This window comes from Amycolatopsis sp. NPDC049688 (genome assembly GCF_040674975.1).
In the GTDB taxonomy this organism is placed as follows: Bacteria; Actinomycetota; Actinomycetes; order Mycobacteriales; family Pseudonocardiaceae; genus Amycolatopsis.
Genome location: NZ_JBFANY010000001.1, coordinates 1,294,929 through 1,311,009 on the forward strand (window position 1 = coordinate 1,294,929; position 16,081 = coordinate 1,311,009).

At 71.3% G+C, this 16,081-nt stretch carries 10 protein-coding genes; 8 read left to right on the forward strand and 2 right to left on the reverse strand.

From position 1 onward, the window contains the following. Positions 1-85: 85 nt before the first annotated feature. Positions 86-1,513 (forward strand): amidohydrolase family protein, encoded by a 1,428-nt coding sequence (locus tag AB0J55_RS05590; RefSeq protein WP_364243205.1) that lies wholly within the window; start codon positions 86-88, stop codon positions 1,511-1,513. A gap of 16 nt (positions 1,514-1,529) precedes the next feature. Continuing rightward, positions 1,530-2,024, forward strand: a complete 495-nt coding sequence (locus AB0J55_RS05595; RefSeq protein ID WP_364243208.1) for a hypothetical protein — start codon at positions 1,530-1,532, stop codon at positions 2,022-2,024. A 61-nt stretch (positions 2,025-2,085) separates the two neighbouring features. Here the strand turns inward: AB0J55_RS05595 and AB0J55_RS05600 are convergent, their stop codons facing one another. Beyond that, entirely contained in the window at positions 2,086-2,880 is a 795-nt protein-coding gene (locus AB0J55_RS05600) for a hypothetical protein (RefSeq protein ID WP_364243211.1), read from the reverse strand. A gap of 630 nt (positions 2,881-3,510) precedes the next feature. Between AB0J55_RS05600 and AB0J55_RS05605 the strand changes: the two genes are divergently transcribed. The 5 genes from AB0J55_RS05605 to AB0J55_RS05625 all read left to right on the forward strand — a co-directional run bounded on the left by AB0J55_RS05605 (position 3,511) and on the right by AB0J55_RS05625 (position 10,967). Continuing rightward, positions 3,511-4,998, forward strand: a complete 1,488-nt coding sequence (locus AB0J55_RS05605; protein WP_364243214.1) for a right-handed parallel beta-helix repeat-containing protein — start codon at positions 3,511-3,513, stop codon at positions 4,996-4,998. A gap of 103 nt (positions 4,999-5,101) precedes the next feature. After that, positions 5,102-7,369 carry an ATP-binding protein gene (locus AB0J55_RS05610; RefSeq protein ID WP_364243217.1) on the forward strand — a complete coding sequence of 756 codons (2,268 nt, stop codon included), beginning with the start codon at positions 5,102-5,104 and terminating at the stop codon, positions 7,367-7,369. A 115-nt stretch (positions 7,370-7,484) separates the two neighbouring features. Then, on the forward strand, positions 7,485-8,144 hold the full coding sequence (locus AB0J55_RS05615; protein ID WP_364243220.1) for a DUF4255 domain-containing protein: 660 nt from the start codon (positions 7,485-7,487) through the stop codon (positions 8,142-8,144). Then, entirely contained in the window at positions 8,141-10,126 is a 1,986-nt protein-coding gene (locus tag AB0J55_RS05620) for an ATP-binding protein (RefSeq protein ID WP_364243223.1), read from the forward strand. The genes AB0J55_RS05615 and AB0J55_RS05620 overlap by 4 nt, the downstream gene beginning before the upstream one ends. A gap of 103 nt (positions 10,127-10,229) precedes the next feature. Beyond that, complete coding sequence (locus AB0J55_RS05625) at positions 10,230-10,967, forward strand: DUF4157 domain-containing protein (RefSeq protein ID WP_364243226.1); 738 nt, start codon at positions 10,230-10,232, stop codon at positions 10,965-10,967. On the opposite strand, the gene AB0J55_RS05630 is transcribed toward AB0J55_RS05625, so the two are convergent. Then, the gene (locus AB0J55_RS05630) at positions 10,964-14,323 is read right to left on the reverse strand and encodes a hypothetical protein (protein WP_364243229.1); all 3,360 of its coding nucleotides are present in this window, start codon (positions 14,321-14,323) and stop codon (positions 10,964-10,966) included. The two genes, AB0J55_RS05625 and AB0J55_RS05630, sit on opposite strands and share 4 nt — an antisense overlap. A 190-nt stretch (positions 14,324-14,513) precedes the next feature. Between AB0J55_RS05630 and AB0J55_RS05635 the strand changes: the two genes are divergently transcribed. Continuing rightward, positions 14,514-16,067 carry a phage tail sheath family protein gene (locus tag AB0J55_RS05635; protein ID WP_364243231.1) on the forward strand — a complete coding sequence of 518 codons (1,554 nt, stop codon included), beginning with the start codon at positions 14,514-14,516 and terminating at the stop codon, positions 16,065-16,067. The last annotated feature ends 14 nt before the right edge of the window (positions 16,068-16,081 follow it).

A 16,081-nucleotide genomic window follows, 5' to 3' on the forward strand; every position in this document is an offset into this window, starting at 1 on the left:
GGGGGATTGACACCGGCGCGGCACTGGGCAAAGGTGACTGCGCCCGCTGAGTGTCCGTAGAGCGGACGAGTGTACGGAGGCAGCGATGACGCAGTCCACCGACGGCCCGGTCGTCCTGCGCGGCGGTACGGTGCTGACCCTCGACGACGCTCGCCGCGTCCTGCCCGGCGAAGACGTCCTCGTCGAGGGCGACCGGATCACCGCGATCGGGCCCGCGCTCGACGTCCCGCCCGGCACGACCGAGATCGACGCCACCGGCGGCCTGGTCCTGCCCGGCATGATCGACACCCACCGCCACCTGTGGCAGACCGCCATGCGCGGCTACGGCGCCGACTGGACGCTGACCCAGTACTTCGTCTGGTACTACCTCGAGTGGGGCAAGGTGTTCCGCCCCGAGGACATCTACGCCGGCAACCTGCTCGGCGCCCTGGAAGCCCTGGAAGCCGGCGTCACCACCACGGTCGACTGGTCCCACGGCCTGCAGACGACCCAGCACGCCGACGCCGCCGCCGACGCGCTCGAAGCCGTCCCCGGCCGGTTCGTGCTGGCCTACGGCAACATCCAGGACGCCCCGGCGAACTGGACGGCCACGCCGGAGTTCCGCGACTTCGTCTCGCGGCGCACGGGTGGCGACCTCGGCTTCCAGCTCGCCTTCGACGTCACCGGCGACCCGGCCTTCCCCGAGAAGCCCGCATTCGAGGCGGCCCGCGAACTCGGCGTCCCGGTGACCACGCACGCCGGCGTCTGGGGCGCCACCGGCGACGACGGCATCCGGCTGATGCACGACCACGGGTTCATGACCCCGGAGACGATCTACGTGCACGGCGCGTCGCTGTCGGCCGACTCCTACCACCGGATCGCCGCCACCGGCGGGTCGGTGTCGGTCTCCACCGAAAGCGAGCAGAGCGCCGGCCAGGGCTATCCGCCCACCTGGGCGCTGCGCAAGTACGGCATCCCGGTGTCGCTGTCGATGGACACGTCGGTGTGGTGGAGCGGCGACCTGTTCTCCGCCATGCGCGCCACCCTCGGCGCCGACCGGTCCCGCGAGCACCTGGAGGCCCACGCCAAGGGCGACACCGTGACGCACGCGGCGCTGCGGGCGGAACAGGTCGTCGAGTGGGCCACCCGCGGCGGCGCCGCGGCACTGGGCCGCTCGGACCTGGGCTGCCTCGAGGTGGGCAAGAAGGCCGACGTCGTGCTGCTGAAGAACGACGCGTCCCCGGCGTCGTTCCCGCTGCTCAACCCCTACGGACACGTCGCCTTCCAGGCCCAGCGCGGCGACGTCCACACCGTGCTGGTCGGCGGGCGGGTGGTCAAGCGCGACGGGAGGCTGGTCGGCGTCGACCTGGCCGCGGTCCGGCGGCGCGTCGAGGACACGGTGGAGTACCTGCGCGCGCAGCTGGGGGAGGAGGCTTGGCGGCAGGGGATGAACCCGGACGTCCCGGAGACGAAGGTCCTGGACAACCCGTACACCTACACCGACTACCAGAGCGACCGCACCCACGGCGGCTGAGCTACCGTTGCCGTCCGTGGTCCAGGTTTTCGTCCAGCCCGCCTACGGCACCGCCGACGCCCGCCGGTACGGCGCGGAATCCCTCGAGCGGACCGTCGCCTTCGGCGAGTTCGCCGACCTGCTCGACCCCGCGGACCTCGCCCGCCTGAACACCCTGCACCCGGGCGGCCGGGCCCGGTTCTGGGGCGCCAAGGACAAGTACGACCGCCGGATGGACACCGTCGCCACCGGCGACGTCGTGCTGTTCACCGGCCGCAGGCACGTCCAGGCCACCGCGGAGGTCGGGCACGCGTTCCGCAACCCCGGTTTCGCCCGCCGCCTCTGGCGCCCGGACCCGGGCAAGTGCCTGTTCAGCAACGTCTACAGCCTGCGGCGCTACCGGCGCGTCGGGCTGCCGTACGAAGCGATCTGGGCACTGCCCGGCTTCACACCCGGCGACAACTTCATGGGCCTGCGGTTCCTCGACGAGGCCAGGTCGGCCGTGGTGCGGGAACTGCTGGCCGGAAGCTGAGCGAGCCGGGACCGCTTCGCGCGGTCCCGGCTCGCTCAGCTTCGGCTCCGGCCGGTGGGCGTCAGCCCTGGTCGTAGTCGTAGTCGTCGTCGGCGTCGTGGTAGGCCCACGCGTCGTCGTCCGAGGCGTTGGCCTCAGCGGTGACCGAGTGCGCCGCGGCACCGTCGATGCCCGCCGCGGTGTACCACGAGTGGTGACCCGCGTAGTCCGGCACGGCCACCGAGTACGCACCCTCGGACGAAGCACCGTACGGGCCCGCCGTCAGCTTCTCGGCGTCGTAGGTGGCGTAGTGCTCACCCGCGTGGCTGTACACGTGCCCCGAGGTCGCGCCGTCGATGCCGGCCGAGTGCAGCTCGGCGACGTAGCTGGCGTCGTGGTCGTAGTCGTTGTCGTTGTCGTGGTACACCGGGTGGCTGTGGACCACCGGTGCCTCCTCGACCGGGTCGGGGTGGCCCATGACGTGGTGGTTCGCGGGGTGGTTGTCGTCCGCGTCGTAGTCGTCGCAGCCACAGCCGTAGTCGTGGTCGTGGCCGTACCAGCCGTCGTGGTTGGCGTGGTGGTGCCACGGCTGGTTCCAGTCGTGGTGGTCGCCGGTCTCCTCGGTTTCGGTGACCGAGGCGCCGCCGACGCCGGCCACGGCGGAGTCCGACCCGTGCCAGGTGTGGCCCCACCAGGTGCCGCCTTCGTCGGTGTCGGTCGTGCCCGCACCACCGATACCGGCCCAGGCGCTGGAGCTTTCGGCGCTCCACGAGTCGTTCGGCCAGCCGAGCGGATGAGCGGTCGCCGGGCCGGCGATGACGAGGGAAAGCGGCAGCGCGAAAGCGCCGGCGACAGCCAGTCGTCGCAATGTGGACATGATTTCTCGGGGTTCCCTTCCTGAGTGCGACTCCGGTTTCATTCGGGGTCCGGACGTCGGGGCAGAAGCTCTGTCCGGTATGGACGTTACCGCCCCTGGTAGGCCTTTGAACTGCGCAAATACCCGATCGGTGGGCGAGAACCGCCGAGTGGAGGACAGATCCGGAAGGGGGTCGGACCAGCCTAGGCCGCCGCCGCGGGGACGGCCGGAATGAATGGCGGGAAATCACTCGCTCAGGTAGTGCTCTGTTTAACGGGGAGAATCGGGGGGGGCGCGGGACGGGGCTCCGGCGGCCGCGGTGACGACCCGGCCGGTGGCCGACGACGGCAAAGGAACGATCAACGCCGCCGTCGCCGCCGGGGCGGGCCGGGGGCGGCCCGCCACCCGGCGGCCGGGGGGCTGCGGCAGACGGCCGCACCGGCTGGGCCGCCCGGGCCGCCCGCCGGCGGGGAATTCCGGCCGATGGGCGTCGCCGGGCCACGATAACAGAACCGTCCACCGATTGTTCCCACGGTATTCACAGTCGTGGAGTAATCACTGCTTTTTCGGTTACCTGGTACACCCGAAAAGCCGGTGAATTGACACGTTCGGCCCAAAGCATTTCGCGAAGATGTTGCGTAGGTTCACGGCATGTCGCACCTGAGACCGATTCTTGCCGTCGTTCTGCTGGCCGCGTTCGTCGTCCCGACCGGATCGTCGGCGGCTGCCGAGGTGACGCCCGGTCCGGTGTGCGACCACCAGCCGGTGGCCAACACGACCGCGCCCGCCGGAGCCGTCACCGTCGACGCCGCCGTGCCCGGCGACCTCTACCGCAAGTCGCAGGACTCGCCGCCGGGCACGACGTTCTGGCTGCCGGCGGGCACGCACACGCTGGCCGCGGACCCGTTCGGCCAGATCATCCCCAAGGACGGCGACGTCTACCTCGGTGCCCCGGGCGCGGTGCTCGACGGGCAGGGCATCAACCGGGCGGCGTTCACCCAGCAGGCGAAGGACGTCGTCATCCGCGGGCTCACGATCCAGAACTTCGTCGCCCCGCAGGACCAGGGCGTGGTGAACCACGATTCCGGCGAACACTGGATCATCGAAAACACCACGGTGCAGAACAACAAAGGCGCCGGAATCATGGCGGGTGCCCGCCAGGAGGTGCGGCACAGCTGCCTGCGCGACAACGGCCAGTACGGCATGAACGCCTACCGGTCCGACAGCACGATCACCGCATTGATCATCGAGGGCAACGAGATCGCCGGGAACAACACCGACGATTGGGAAACGCGCAGTCCCGGCTGCGGGTGCAGTGGCGGGGTCAAGTTCTGGGTGGTCGACAAGGCCGACGTCCGCGGCAACTGGATCCACCACAACCACGGCGCCGGGCTGTGGGCCGACACCGACAACAACGACTTCCTGATCGAGAACAACCTCATCGAGGACAACGACGCCGAGGCGCTGTTCTACGAGATCAGCTACAACCTCGTGTTCCGCGACAACGTCCTGCGCCGCAACAGCCTGGTCGCGGGCAAGCGCCGCGCCGACAAGGGCGACAACTTCCCGGTGGCGAGCGTCTACCTGTCCGAGTCGGGTGGCGAACCCCGGGTACCGGCCCGCACGCACCTGATCGACATCTACGACAACACCTTCGAGGACAACTGGTCGGGCATCACCGCCTGGGAGAACGCCGACCGGTTCTGCAACAGCCCGGCCAACACCTCGATCAACACGTGCACCAAGCTCGTCACCGACCGCACGCAGTGCGCGGCGCCGGGCATCGAGTCCGAGCCGCTGTTCGACGACTGCCGCTGGAAGACCCAGCTGGTCGAGGTCCACGACAACACGTTCCGCTTCGACCCGGCCCGCGCCGGCTGCACGAACGGCGTCTGCGGCAAGATGGCCTTGCTCTCCAACTGGGGAACGTACCCGACCTGGTCCCCGTACAAGGGCACGCTCGTCCAGGACGCCATCACCCACGACCAGGGCAACTACTGGTTCAGCAACGCCTACTACGGCCCCTGGAAGTTCGTGGCGGGCGACACGTCCCGGATCCTGACCGCGGAGCAGTGGCAGACGACGCCGTGGGACCAGGACAACTGCGCCTCCTTCGACGACGTGATGCCGCACTGCTGAGCGCGCCGATTCCCGGACAAAAGAATGACACCGCGGGTTCACCGCGGGATGATTCCCGAATTGCGCTATTCTGCTCTCCTCTTTTGGCAGAGGAGCACGCTGAGTGGAGCCCACGGAGTCCGGCGACCCGGCCGCACCCGAACCCGCGAAGATCACGAACATCGTCCACCACAATCACGGTGAGGTGCACCAGGCCGGCCATGTCGTCCACGTGCACGGGCTGGACGAGTGGGTGCTGGAACTGCTGCTCGACGCCATTGACAAGAAGCAGGGGACCGCCGGCGCCGTCCGGCGGAAAAGCCTGCCACCGTCATTGCCGTGGGCGCAGGCGACCGCGTGCCTGGGACGGAGCCGCGAACTGGCGGAGCTGCGCGCGCAGCTCGCCGCCGGGCGGCACGTGCTGGTCGGCGGCCCCGCGGGCATCGGGAAGACCCTGTTGCTGCAGCACGCCACCGCCGAAGGGGTGCTGGCCGCCGGCACGGTTCCCCGCTGCGAAGGGGTGCTGCGGCAGGTGCTCGTTCCCGGGATGACCCCCGATGACGTGCTGCACGAGCTGGCGCTGGAGTGTTACGACGCCGAGCCGTCGGCGCCGGTTTCCCCGCGGCGCCTGCTCGCCCACCTCCGGGCCCTGGTGGTGCTGGACGGGGTCGATTGGCCGGCCGGGGAAATCCGGCTGCTGCTCGACGCGATGCCGGGCAGCGTGTTCGTCATCGCTTCCCGGCGCACCGATTCCGACCTGGGGATCAAAACGCTCCCGCTGGCCGGCCTGAACTTCGCCGACGGTCTCGAATTGTGGGAAAACGAGCTCGGGAGCCCGCTTTCGCCTGCGGAAAAACGCCGTGCCCGGCGTATCCACGACAGTTTCGGCGGCAACCCCGGCAGGCTGGCGCAGTTCGCCGCTGCGTTGCGCACCGCGGGCGTGCAGGGAATCGCGCCCGACGTGGCCGATCCGGACGCCTGCGCCATGGTCGTCGGCCGGGCGCTCGCCCGGCTCGGCGAGCCCGCGGTGACGACGCTGAAGGAGCTGCTGGTCTTCCCCGACGTGTCCTGGGGAGGCCCGCTGCTGGTCACCGCCGGCCTGCGCAAGCTCGAAGAGGCGGGCTTGGCCGAGCACGATTCGGGGCGGTACCGGGTGCGCCCGCACGTCTCCGAAGCGGTGGCTCCGGCCGAACCGTGGCCGCTGTTCGCCCGCATCACCTCCTGGGCCCACGAGGACGCCGATGCCGGGCAGCTCGCGGCCGAACTGGGCGTCCTCGAACGCGCCCTGCGCCGGTTGCTGGCGCACGACCGGCCGTGGGACGCCCTGGTGCTCGCGCGGATCGTGTCGGTGAAGCTCCTGCCGACGCCGTGGTGGGACCGCGGCGACGAGGTACTCGGCCTCGGGCTCCGTGCGGCCCGGCGCGCGGGCTCCCGCACCGACATCGCCTACTTCACCTACGCGCTGGCCGCGCGCCGGGCCGACAGCGACCGGGTGGCGGAGGCGGTCGAGCTCCTCACGGCGCTGATCGGCTCGGCCCGGGAGGACGGCGACCGGCGGCTCGCCGACCGGGCCGGCGCCCTGCGCGACGGGCTGGTCACCCGGACGCCCGGGCTGCTCGGCCGGGGCGCGGAGACGGTCTCCCAGCTGATGCTGCGGGCGCCGTTCCTCGACACCGCGGCGTTCAGGCTGGTGCAGGAGTACCCGGGCGTGCTGCGCAAGGCCGTCGCCGGGCTCCTGCTGCTGGCCGGCGTGCTGTTCGGGCTGCCCGCTTCCGCCGGCCCGCCTGCCCGGGCCACCGGCGCGCCGAGCTCGCCGTCCGGGCTCGCGGCGCCGATGGCTCCTCCGGAAACCAGCGCGCGGCCGTCGGCCGGGGCGCCTCCGAGCGCCTCACCGCCACCGCCTCCGCCGGCATCCCCTCCGGCGGCTCCGTCGCCCGGCCCGGCAGCCCGGCCGTCGCCGCCGCCCGGTTCCGGCCCCGGCGGGAAGTTCGGTGCTTCCACCGACGGCACCAGGGCCCCGGGCCCCCGCCCCACCGCCACTCCCGATCTGACCGGGCCATGGCGGATCGTCTTTTCGCAGCGGCGGGTCAACGGCCGGTACTGGACCGATCCGGACACGGCCACGATCACCTTGCACCGGCTCGGCGAAAGCCGGTGCGGTGGCCCGGCGCCCTGCTACGGGGGCCAGTGGATGGCCGACGGCTCGGCGGGCAGCAGCAACTTCGTCGCCAGGCCGGATGCCACCGGCTTCTCCGCCACCGACTCCGACGCCGACCGCCACCAGACCTTCCGCGGGGAGCTCGTCTCGGCCGATCCCCAGCTCCGGTACGAAGGCCAGTGGAGCGATGACCAAGGCCGCGAGGCCAGCTTCGTCTTCACGCGGCTGAGCTGACCGCGACTGCCCATACGGGCAGCCGGGCGTACCCGAAGGTTTGCCGCTGCGCGGCTGGCCGGTGCGGCGCCGCCCGATCATCGTGGGAGGACCGCCAGTGCGAGGAGGTCCGCCGGTGATCCACGAGGTCGACGAGGCGCTGCGGAGGCTGGTGAAGGACGAAGCGCTGCGCGGCAGCGAGGTCGAAGTCGCCTTCGATGCTCCCACCAAGGACTGGGCGGCCCGGCGCAACGCTCCCACGGTGAACGTCTACCTCTACGACGTGCGCGAGGACATGCGCCGCCGGTCGCGGGGGCTGCTCAACGAGTACGACCAGCGTGGCGAGGTCGCCGCCCGGCACCTGCCGCCCAAGCACGTCAAGCTGTCCTACCTGGTCACCGCGTGGACCCAGCGGCCGGAAGACGAACACCGCGTGCTGTCGGACCTGCTGCTCGGCCTGCTGCGCTACGAGGCCGTGCCGGCCGAGGTGCTCACCGGGTCGCTGGCCGAAACCGGGCTGCCGGTGCCGATGACCGTCGCGCTGCCGCCGCCGGAAGACCGCGCGTTCGCCGACGTCTGGACCGCGCTCGGCGGCGAGCTCAAACCGTCGCTGGACGTCGTGGTCTCCGCGCCGATCCACACCGGGCGCGTGTACCCGGCCGGGCCGCCGGCGAAGGAGGGCCTCAAGCTCGACACCGGCGACGGCGAGCTCGTCGGGCACCGGGTGTCCGAAACCGGGGCGGTCGGCGGGCAGCGCCGGGTCGCGATGGCGCGGACGCACCGGAAGCCCCGGTGAGCCTGGAGTACCTGTTCGGCCGGCTGGCGCGGCTCGAACAGCGGATCCGCGACGCGGTCGACGTCCGGCGCGCGGGCGATCCGAACCCCGACGACCCGTTCCGCGGCCTGTACCTGTCGAACGAGACGATCGACGCGCTGCTGGAAGGCCACCGCGAGCCGTACGCGCCGTTCACGGACTCCGTCCCGGACGGGCGGCTGCGCCCGCTCGCCGAGCGCGCGGACCTCACCGGCGTCGACGTCGAGCTGCTGCTGGTCGCGCTCGCCCCCGACCTCGACAGCCGGTTCGAGCAGTTCTACGGCTACCTCAACGACGACGTGACCCGCCGCCGCGCGACCGCCGGGCTCGCCCTGCGCCTGTGCGGCATCCCCGAGGCCTCGGCCGCCGGCCGCGCGCGGCTCGACGCCGGCTCCCCGCTGATCAGCTGCGGCCTGCTCACCGTGGGCGACGACGAACGGCCGTTCCTCTCGCGCACGCTGCGCGTCCCCGACCGCGTGGTGAACCACCTCCTCGGCGACGACCGGCTCGCGCCCGAGCTCGCCGGCTGCGCGCACCTGGGCACCGAGCTCGTCGAAGTCCCGGGCCGCGACCGGCTCGCCCGCGCGATCGAGGGCCGGGTCGGGCTGGTCTACCTGAAGGAGTACCCCGGTGGCGGGGCCGAGGACCTCGGCGTCGGCGCGCTGGCCGCGGCCGGGTGCCCGGCGCTGGTGGTCGACGCGGCGCGCTGGCAAGCCGACCCCGGCCACTCCGAGCTGACCGCGTCCCTGCGGCGCGAAGCGTTGCTGCGCGGCGCCGGGATCGTGCTGGGGCCGGTGGACGACCCGCGGCTCGACGAGCTGGCGCACCCGGCGATCCCGCTGGTGGTGCACGGCACCGGGGCGTGGGACCCGCGGTGGAGCGGGACGCCGCCGTTGCAGCTCGACGCGTTGCCGCTGTCCGGCGCGGACCGCGCGGCGCTGTGGCGCAGCCGCCTCGACGGCCGGCTCGCCCCGGACGTCGACCCGGGGGAGGCGACCGCGCACTTCGTGCTCGGGCCCGGCCAGATCGCCCGCGCGGCGAAAGCGGCGTCGGTGACCGCGCTGGCCGACGACGGGCTGGTCCGCACGTCCCACGTCCGGGCGGGCGCGCGCAGCCAGAACGCCGCCGGGCTGCAACGGCTCGCGCGGCGGATCGAGCCGGCGGTCGGCTGGCCCGACCTGGTGCTGCCGGCCGGCGTACTGTCCCTTTTGGACGAACTGGCCGCGCGGGCCCGCTACCGCGACCAGGTGCTCGACGAGTGGCGGATGCGCCCCGGCGGCGGGCGCGGGCGCGGCGTGACCGGGTTGTTCGCCGGGGACTCGGGGACCGGCAAGACGATGTCCGCCGAGGTCATCGCCGCGTCGCTGGGGCTGGACCTCTACACGGTGAACCTGGCGACGGTGGTCGACAAGTACGTCGGCGAGACGGAGAAGAACCTCGAACGGATCTTCACCGAAGCCTCCGGCGTCAACGGCGTCCTGCTGTTCGACGAGGCGGACGCGATCTTCGGCAAGCGGTCGGAGGTCCGCGACGCGCACGACCGGTACGCCAACATCGAAAGCGCGTACCTGCTGCAGCGGATGGAGACCTTCGACGGCATCGCGGTGCTGGCGACCAACCTGCGGGCCAACCTCGACGAGGCGTTCACCCGGCGGCTCGACGTGATCGTGGACTTCCCGCTGCCGGACGTCGAACTCCGCCACCGGCTGTGGGACCGCTGCCTGGGCTCCCGGATGCCGCGCAGCCCGGACCTGGACCTCGCCTTCCTCGCCGAAGCGTTCGAGCTGGCCGGCGGCCACATCCGGTCGGCCGCGGTCACCGGCGCGTACCTGGCGGCCGAGGCGGGCCGTCCGGTGGCGATGAGCGACCTGGTCGGCGCGGTGGCGCGGGAGTACCGCAAGCTGGGCCGGCTCTGCCTCGACCGCGAGTTCGGGCCCTACCTGGCCATGGTGACCGACGGCTGAGCTGCCCCTTCGGGCAGCGTTCGCCGCCCTTTCGGACGCGCACGCCAGTCTGGTGCGCGGCGCGCCGGACGGGCAAGCTTGACCTGTGGCGGAGGGAGCGAGCATGCGCGGGCACAGTCACGACCACGACTTCGAACCGGCTCTGCGACCACGCGGCGACCGGATCGAGCGCGACGACACGGACCTGCTGGGCCGCGCGGCCGCGGCGGGCCGCACGGACGTCCTCGGCCCGGCGGGCATGCTGGGCCTCCAGCGCGCGGTCGGCAACGCGGGCACGGGATCCCTGATCGAGGAGGAGCGTTCGCCGGTCCACGACGTCGTCGGCTCCGGCGGCGGAGCGCCGCTGGACGCGGCGACGCGCACGGACATGGAGAGCCGCTTCGGCGCCGACTTCTCGGACGTCCGGGTGCACACCGACGGGGCCGCCCACGAGTCGGCGAAGTCGGTGAACGCGCAGGCGTACACCGTGGGGTCGAACATCGTCTTCCAGCGCGACAAGTACGACCCGGGGTCCGAAGGCGGGAAGCACATGCTGGCGCACGAGCTGACGCACGTCGTCCAGCAGCGCAGCGGGCCGGTGGACGGGACCGACGCCGGCGGCGGGGTCAAGGTGTCGGATCCGTCGGACCGCTTCGAGCGCGAAGCGGTGGCGAACGCGGACCGGCTGATGTCGGCACCGGCACCGGCAGCGGGGGTCCAGCGGTGCGAGGACGGCGGGCACGCCTCGGACGACTCCGCGGCCGTCCAGCGGGAGGAAGCTCCGGCGGCCGAAGAAGGCGAAGAGGAAAAGATGGCGCAGACGTACGTGCAGCGCGAGGAAGAGGGCGAAGAAGAGGCCTAGGTTCCGTCCGGGCCCTTGAACCCCGGCTCGACGGTCCAGATCCCGGTGCCGCTTTCGGCTGCGCCGTTGGACTTGTTGCAGGTGCCGCACATGCCGTGCAGGTTGTCGAGCTGGTTGAAGAACGCGATCCGGGCGGCCTGGTCCGACTTCCGGCCGGTGCCGTTCCAGTGCTGGATGACGCTCGGGTTCCGGTGGTCGAGGTTGATCGCCGTGTTGCCGATGCCGGGCACCAGGTGCGGTGAGTTGTAGTCCTTGCCCGGGCACACGTAGGACGAACTCATCGCGTAGACCGGGTCGCTGCGCCACTTCGCGGCTTCCTTGAACTTCAAGGTCATCAGGCGGCTCAGTTCGCGGCCGCGTTTCGCCTCCGCGGCACCGTTGAAGCCGCCGTAGAACGTCGGGCGGAACTTGCCGTCCCGCCGGTACTCCGCCCGGATTTCGCCGCCCAGCACGTAGGTCGACTCCTTGAGGAGCTCGAGGTCGATCTCCTTCCCGACCGCCTGGAGGGTGGCCGCGATCAGCTGACGCTCCTGCCAGATCTCGGCTTCCGCGTTCTGGATCTCCTCCTTCGCGCTCGTGGCGAGGGCGTTCTTCAGCTTGGTCTCGTGGGCCACGACCATGCCGCGCATGGTGGACAGCTGCCCGGCGACGGCGGGTTTGCTCTTCACCGCGTCGTGCGCGAGAGCCCGGTCGATCTTGTCGATCAGCGGGTCGGGATGGCTGGCCATCATGAGGGTCGGCCGGCCGCCTCGATCCTGGAGGTAGATCGAGTGGCTGTTGCCCATCATGGTGACGGGCGTCTTCGCCTTCAGCTTCCGGAGCAGCGCGTCCTTGAGGCCCTTGACCCCCTCGACGACCTTCGAACCCCCGCGCTTGAGCTTCGACCAGACCTTCTTCCCCGCCTTGACGATCGTCCCCACGACGGAGTCGATCACCTTGCCCACCGGGGCCTGGACCTTCTCCAGGATCGCCTTGATCTTCTCCGAAATCCCGCCCAGCCCCAGCAGGCTCGCCAGGAACCCCAGCACCATCGGCAACGCCTTGGCCAGTGTCCGTTCGATCAGCCCCGCCACCGCGCCGGCGCCGCCGCGGGCGATCGACTCCACCGAGTCGAGCACCGAGTCCACGAACTCCTTGATCTGGGCCGCCTTGTCCACGAAGAACAGGACGATGTCGTAGATCGCCTTGCAGGCCTTGATGAACGCCGCCGCCGGGTTCAGCATCGAGATGATCCAGGTGATGCCCGCCTTGACGATCTTCTCGATCACGAAGTCCTTGATCTGGCCGAGCACCATCTCCTTCAGGTCGCCCAGCTTCGTGACCACCCACCGCCACAGGCCGGGGACGCCCTCGGTGATCAGGATCTTGACCACCTCGAACGTCTGCTCCAGCTTGGCCAGCACCGGCTCCGGGATGAACCGCAGGATCCGCGCGCGCACGCTCGCCCAGGTCAGCCCCAGGATCGACAGCGCCATCTTCAGGATGCCCTTGGCGTCCAGCGCGTCGGGGAGCTCGATGCCCGCGCTCGCCAGATTGCCCAGCAGCCAGCCCTTCAGCCCGTCCTTGAGGTGCTGGACGATGTTCGAACCGAAGTTCAGCACGCCGGTCTTGACCGCGTTGACGAGGTTGCCGAGGAACTCGATCGGCTTCCTGATGATCAGCTCGACCGCGTTCGCCGCCCGCGCCAGCACCCCGAGCAGCATGTCCTTGAGCTTGAGGATCGTCTCGATCGCGCCGCCGACCGCCTCCTTCGCCTTGCTCCACAGGCCCTTGTTCTCCGCCTGCAGCGCCTTGATCTCCTCGTCGACGGCGGTGCGGGCCTCGGTGTACTTCTGGGCCAGGTCCTCGACCAGCGACTCCTGCTTCTCGTCGACCGACTTCTCGAGGTCGTCGAACTGGCTCCCGAGCTCCTTGGCCGCTTCGCCCGCGATCTTGCGCAGGGCCGGCGACTGGGACGCGACCTTCTGCTGCACCCGCGTGCGGCCGTCCGCGATCAGCTGTTTCGCTTCGCCCAGCTTGCGGCCGACGAAGTCCGCGATGTCACCGATGACCGCCTGCATCTTCGCCTCGTAGACCTTCTTGGCCTCGAGGAAGAGGTTGTTCGCCTCGGCAGGCAGGTCGGCGAAGAGGTCGTACGCCCAGCGCGCGGCGCCGGTGATCCCGTCGTAGCGCTCGTCCTTGTAGCGCTTCATCCGGGCCTGGTGGTCGGCCGTGAAGGCCGCCTTGGCCTGCGCCTCGCCGGCCTCGAACCGCTGGGTGACCTCGCTGTCGAGGGAGCCCAGCACGCCCTCGACCTTCGTCTTGGTCTCGTCGAAGATCGCCTTGATCTCGCCGGTGATCCGGGCCCGGTCCTGCTCGTCCTTGGCCTTCGTGGCCGACTTCGCCCCGTGGCCCTTCTGGGCCGACGACGCCCGCGCTCCTGTCATGCCCGCCATCGCGGCCTGCCCGGACGCCTGGGCCGCGCCGGTCACGGCAGCCAGCTGCCCGGCCTCGGACTCGCGGACCGCGGCGGGCGCCGAAGCCGTGTGCTGCTCGCCTTCCTGCTTCGCCGCCAGCGCGCCGGTGAACTCCGGCTCGTTGGACTGGGCCAGCTGCTGGTCCGTGACCCCCGCCGACGCCATCGCCGAATGCGTCTCGCACTGGTCGGCGCGCAGGTCGGTCTGCTCGGGCGGCGCCTTGTCCGGCGTCGCCTTGCGCGGGTCGGGCGGGGCCAGGGCCGGTGCCGGGGGTGCCGGCGGCAACGGCGTCACCGGCTTCTCCACCGCCCGGCCGGGATCCGGTGCCTCCTTCGTCCGGTCGGTGACGTCCTTGGCCGAGGCGTCCTTGCCGCTGGTGACCTTGCCCAGCACCTCCGCCTTGACCTGGTCGGCCTTGCCGGAACCGGCGAACTTGTCGGCCTCGTCGAGGTTCTTCGGCGCCTGCTTGGCGATCGCGGCGTTCACCGCCGCGATGAAGGCCACCTTGTCGAACCCGGCCGGCTTCGCCGCGGCCATCTTGTCCGCCTGGGCGGCCTTGGCCTGCGCGTCCTTGTCGTCGGCGGGGGCGACCGCCGCGTCCTGCGCCTGCTTGACCTCCGCACCGGCCGGGGGATGCGCCTTCGCCGACCTCGCCCGGTCGCCGACGTCCTGCTTCAGCGACCGGAACTTCGGGTCGGTCTCCGGGGTCACCCCGGGTGGCGCCACCGGGGGAGCGGGGCACCCCTGCCGCTGCAGTGCGACCAGTTCCGCCACCGCCGCGTTGCCCGCGGCCGCCTGCAGGCGCAGCAGGGCCGGCGGCGTCGTCCGGCGCGCGGGCCGGGCCGCCCGCGCCGTCGGCGTGGACGGCTCCCGTGGCGCCTGGTCCCGCCCGGTCGGCATGGGTTCACTGTCGGCCCTTCCTGGCCGGTTGCCAACGACCGGAGGGGCGAGCAGCGCTGCCCGAACGGGCAGTTGCCTTTAAGGGCAGAGATCGGTTCCCGCGGGCCTAGCCGCACGGTCGTTCCGCGGAGAACCCGCGGGCAGCAGCATCGCCGAAGACAAGACTTGTGCGTCGACAAGGGAGGCCCGCATGCCCACCTATCTCACGCCGGGGGTGTACGTCGAGGAGATCGAGGCGGGCGCACGGCCGATCGAGGGCGTGGGCACCGCCGTTGCCGCCTTCGTCGGCTTCGCGGCGGACGGTCCCTTCAACACCCCGACGCTGGTGTCCAACTGGGGCCAGTTCACCCAGACCTTCGGCGACTTCCTCGAGGGCTGCTACCTGGCGCAGTCGGTCTACGGCTACTTCCTCAACGGTGGGGCGAACTGCTACGTCGTCCGGATCGGCGGGCCGCGCGCCCACGACAACGGCTCCGCGCCGAAGCAGATCTCCGCCCGCCAGGCCGTGCTCGGCGGCTACCGGTTCGTCGCGAAGGAACTGCCGGAAGGCAAGCAGGCCGGCGAGATCACCGTCGAGGTCGCCGAGCCGTCCGGGGACAACCCCGCCGAAGACCGGTTCACCGTGCTCGTCAAGCAGGACGGCAAGGTCGTCGAAACCCACAACGTGACGACCAAGCGCACCAAGGAGAACGTCGTCACGGCGGTGCGGGAGAAGTCCAGCTTCGTCACCGTCGAGGAGGTCGCCACCGGCGGCGCGGTCACCAAGCCCGACAAGGGCGCCGCGGTGCTCACCGAACCGCCGCAGACGCCGCAGGCGCCGCCGGTGCCGCGCCGGGTCGGGGCCGACGACTACGTCGGCGACGTCGCCGACCGCACCGGGTTCGGCGGCCTGGAGGCGATCGACGAGATCACCATGGTCGCGGCCCCGGACCTGATGGCCGCCTACCAGCGCGAGCTGCTCGACCTCGACGGGGTCAAGGCCGTGCAGCTGGCGATGATCGCCCACTGCGAGCTGATGGGCAACCGGATGGCGATCATCGACCCGCCGCCGTCGCTCAACCCGCAGGAAGTCCGCAACTGGCGGCAGGACGTGGCCGGCTACGACTCGAAGTACGCGGCCCTCTACTACCCCTGGGTCCAGGTGCTCGACCCCGCCACCGGGACGAACACGTTCATCCCGCCCAGCGGCCACATGGCCGGGGTGTGGGCCCGCACCGACGCCACCCGCGGCGTCCACAAGGCACCGGCCAACGAGGTCGTCCGCGGCGCGCTCGCCCTCGAAACCCACCTGACCAAGGCCGAGCAGGAACTGCTCAACCCGATCGGCATCAACTGCGTGCGGTCGTTCTCGGGCAAGGGCATCCGGGTCTGGGGCGCGCGGACGCTGTCGAGCGACGCGGCCTGGCGCTACCTCAACGTCCGGCGGCTGTTCAACTACCTCGAGGAGTCGATCCTCGTCGGCACGCAGTGGGTCGTGTTCGAGCCCAACGACGACGCGCTGTGGGCGCGGATCCGGCGCACGATCAGCGCGTTCCTGGTCATGGAGTGGCGCAAGGGCGCGTTGTTCGGGCTCACCCCGGACGAGGCCTTCTTCGTCAAGTGCGACCGGGAGACCAACCCGGCCGAGGGCATCGACCTCGGCCAGGTGATCTGCGAAGTCGGCATCGCCCCGGTGAAACCGGCGGAGTTCGTGATCTTCCGGCTGGCCCAGATGTCCGGCGGCACCAGCCTCGTCAACGAGTAAGTGAAGGGACTCCA

Excerpts from the sequence above, each read along its gene's own strand:
- AB0J55_RS05590 (WP_364243205.1), top strand. The coding sequence starts at position 86 with ATGACGCAGTCCACCGACGGCCCGGTCGTCCTGCGCGGCGGTACGGTG.
- AB0J55_RS05600 (WP_364243211.1), bottom strand. The coding sequence starts at position 2,880 with ATGTCCACATTGCGACGACTGGCTGTCGCCGGCGCTTTCGCGCTGCCG.
- AB0J55_RS05605 (WP_364243214.1), top strand. The coding sequence starts at position 3,511 with ATGTCGCACCTGAGACCGATTCTTGCCGTCGTTCTGCTGGCCGCGTTC.
- AB0J55_RS05625 (WP_364243226.1), top strand. The coding sequence starts at position 10,230 with ATGCGCGGGCACAGTCACGACCACGACTTCGAACCGGCTCTGCGACCA.
- AB0J55_RS05630 (WP_364243229.1), bottom strand. The coding sequence starts at position 14,323 with ATGCCGACCGGGCGGGACCAGGCGCCACGGGAGCCGTCCACGCCGACG.
- AB0J55_RS05635 (WP_364243231.1), top strand. The coding sequence starts at position 14,514 with ATGCCCACCTATCTCACGCCGGGGGTGTACGTCGAGGAGATCGAGGCG.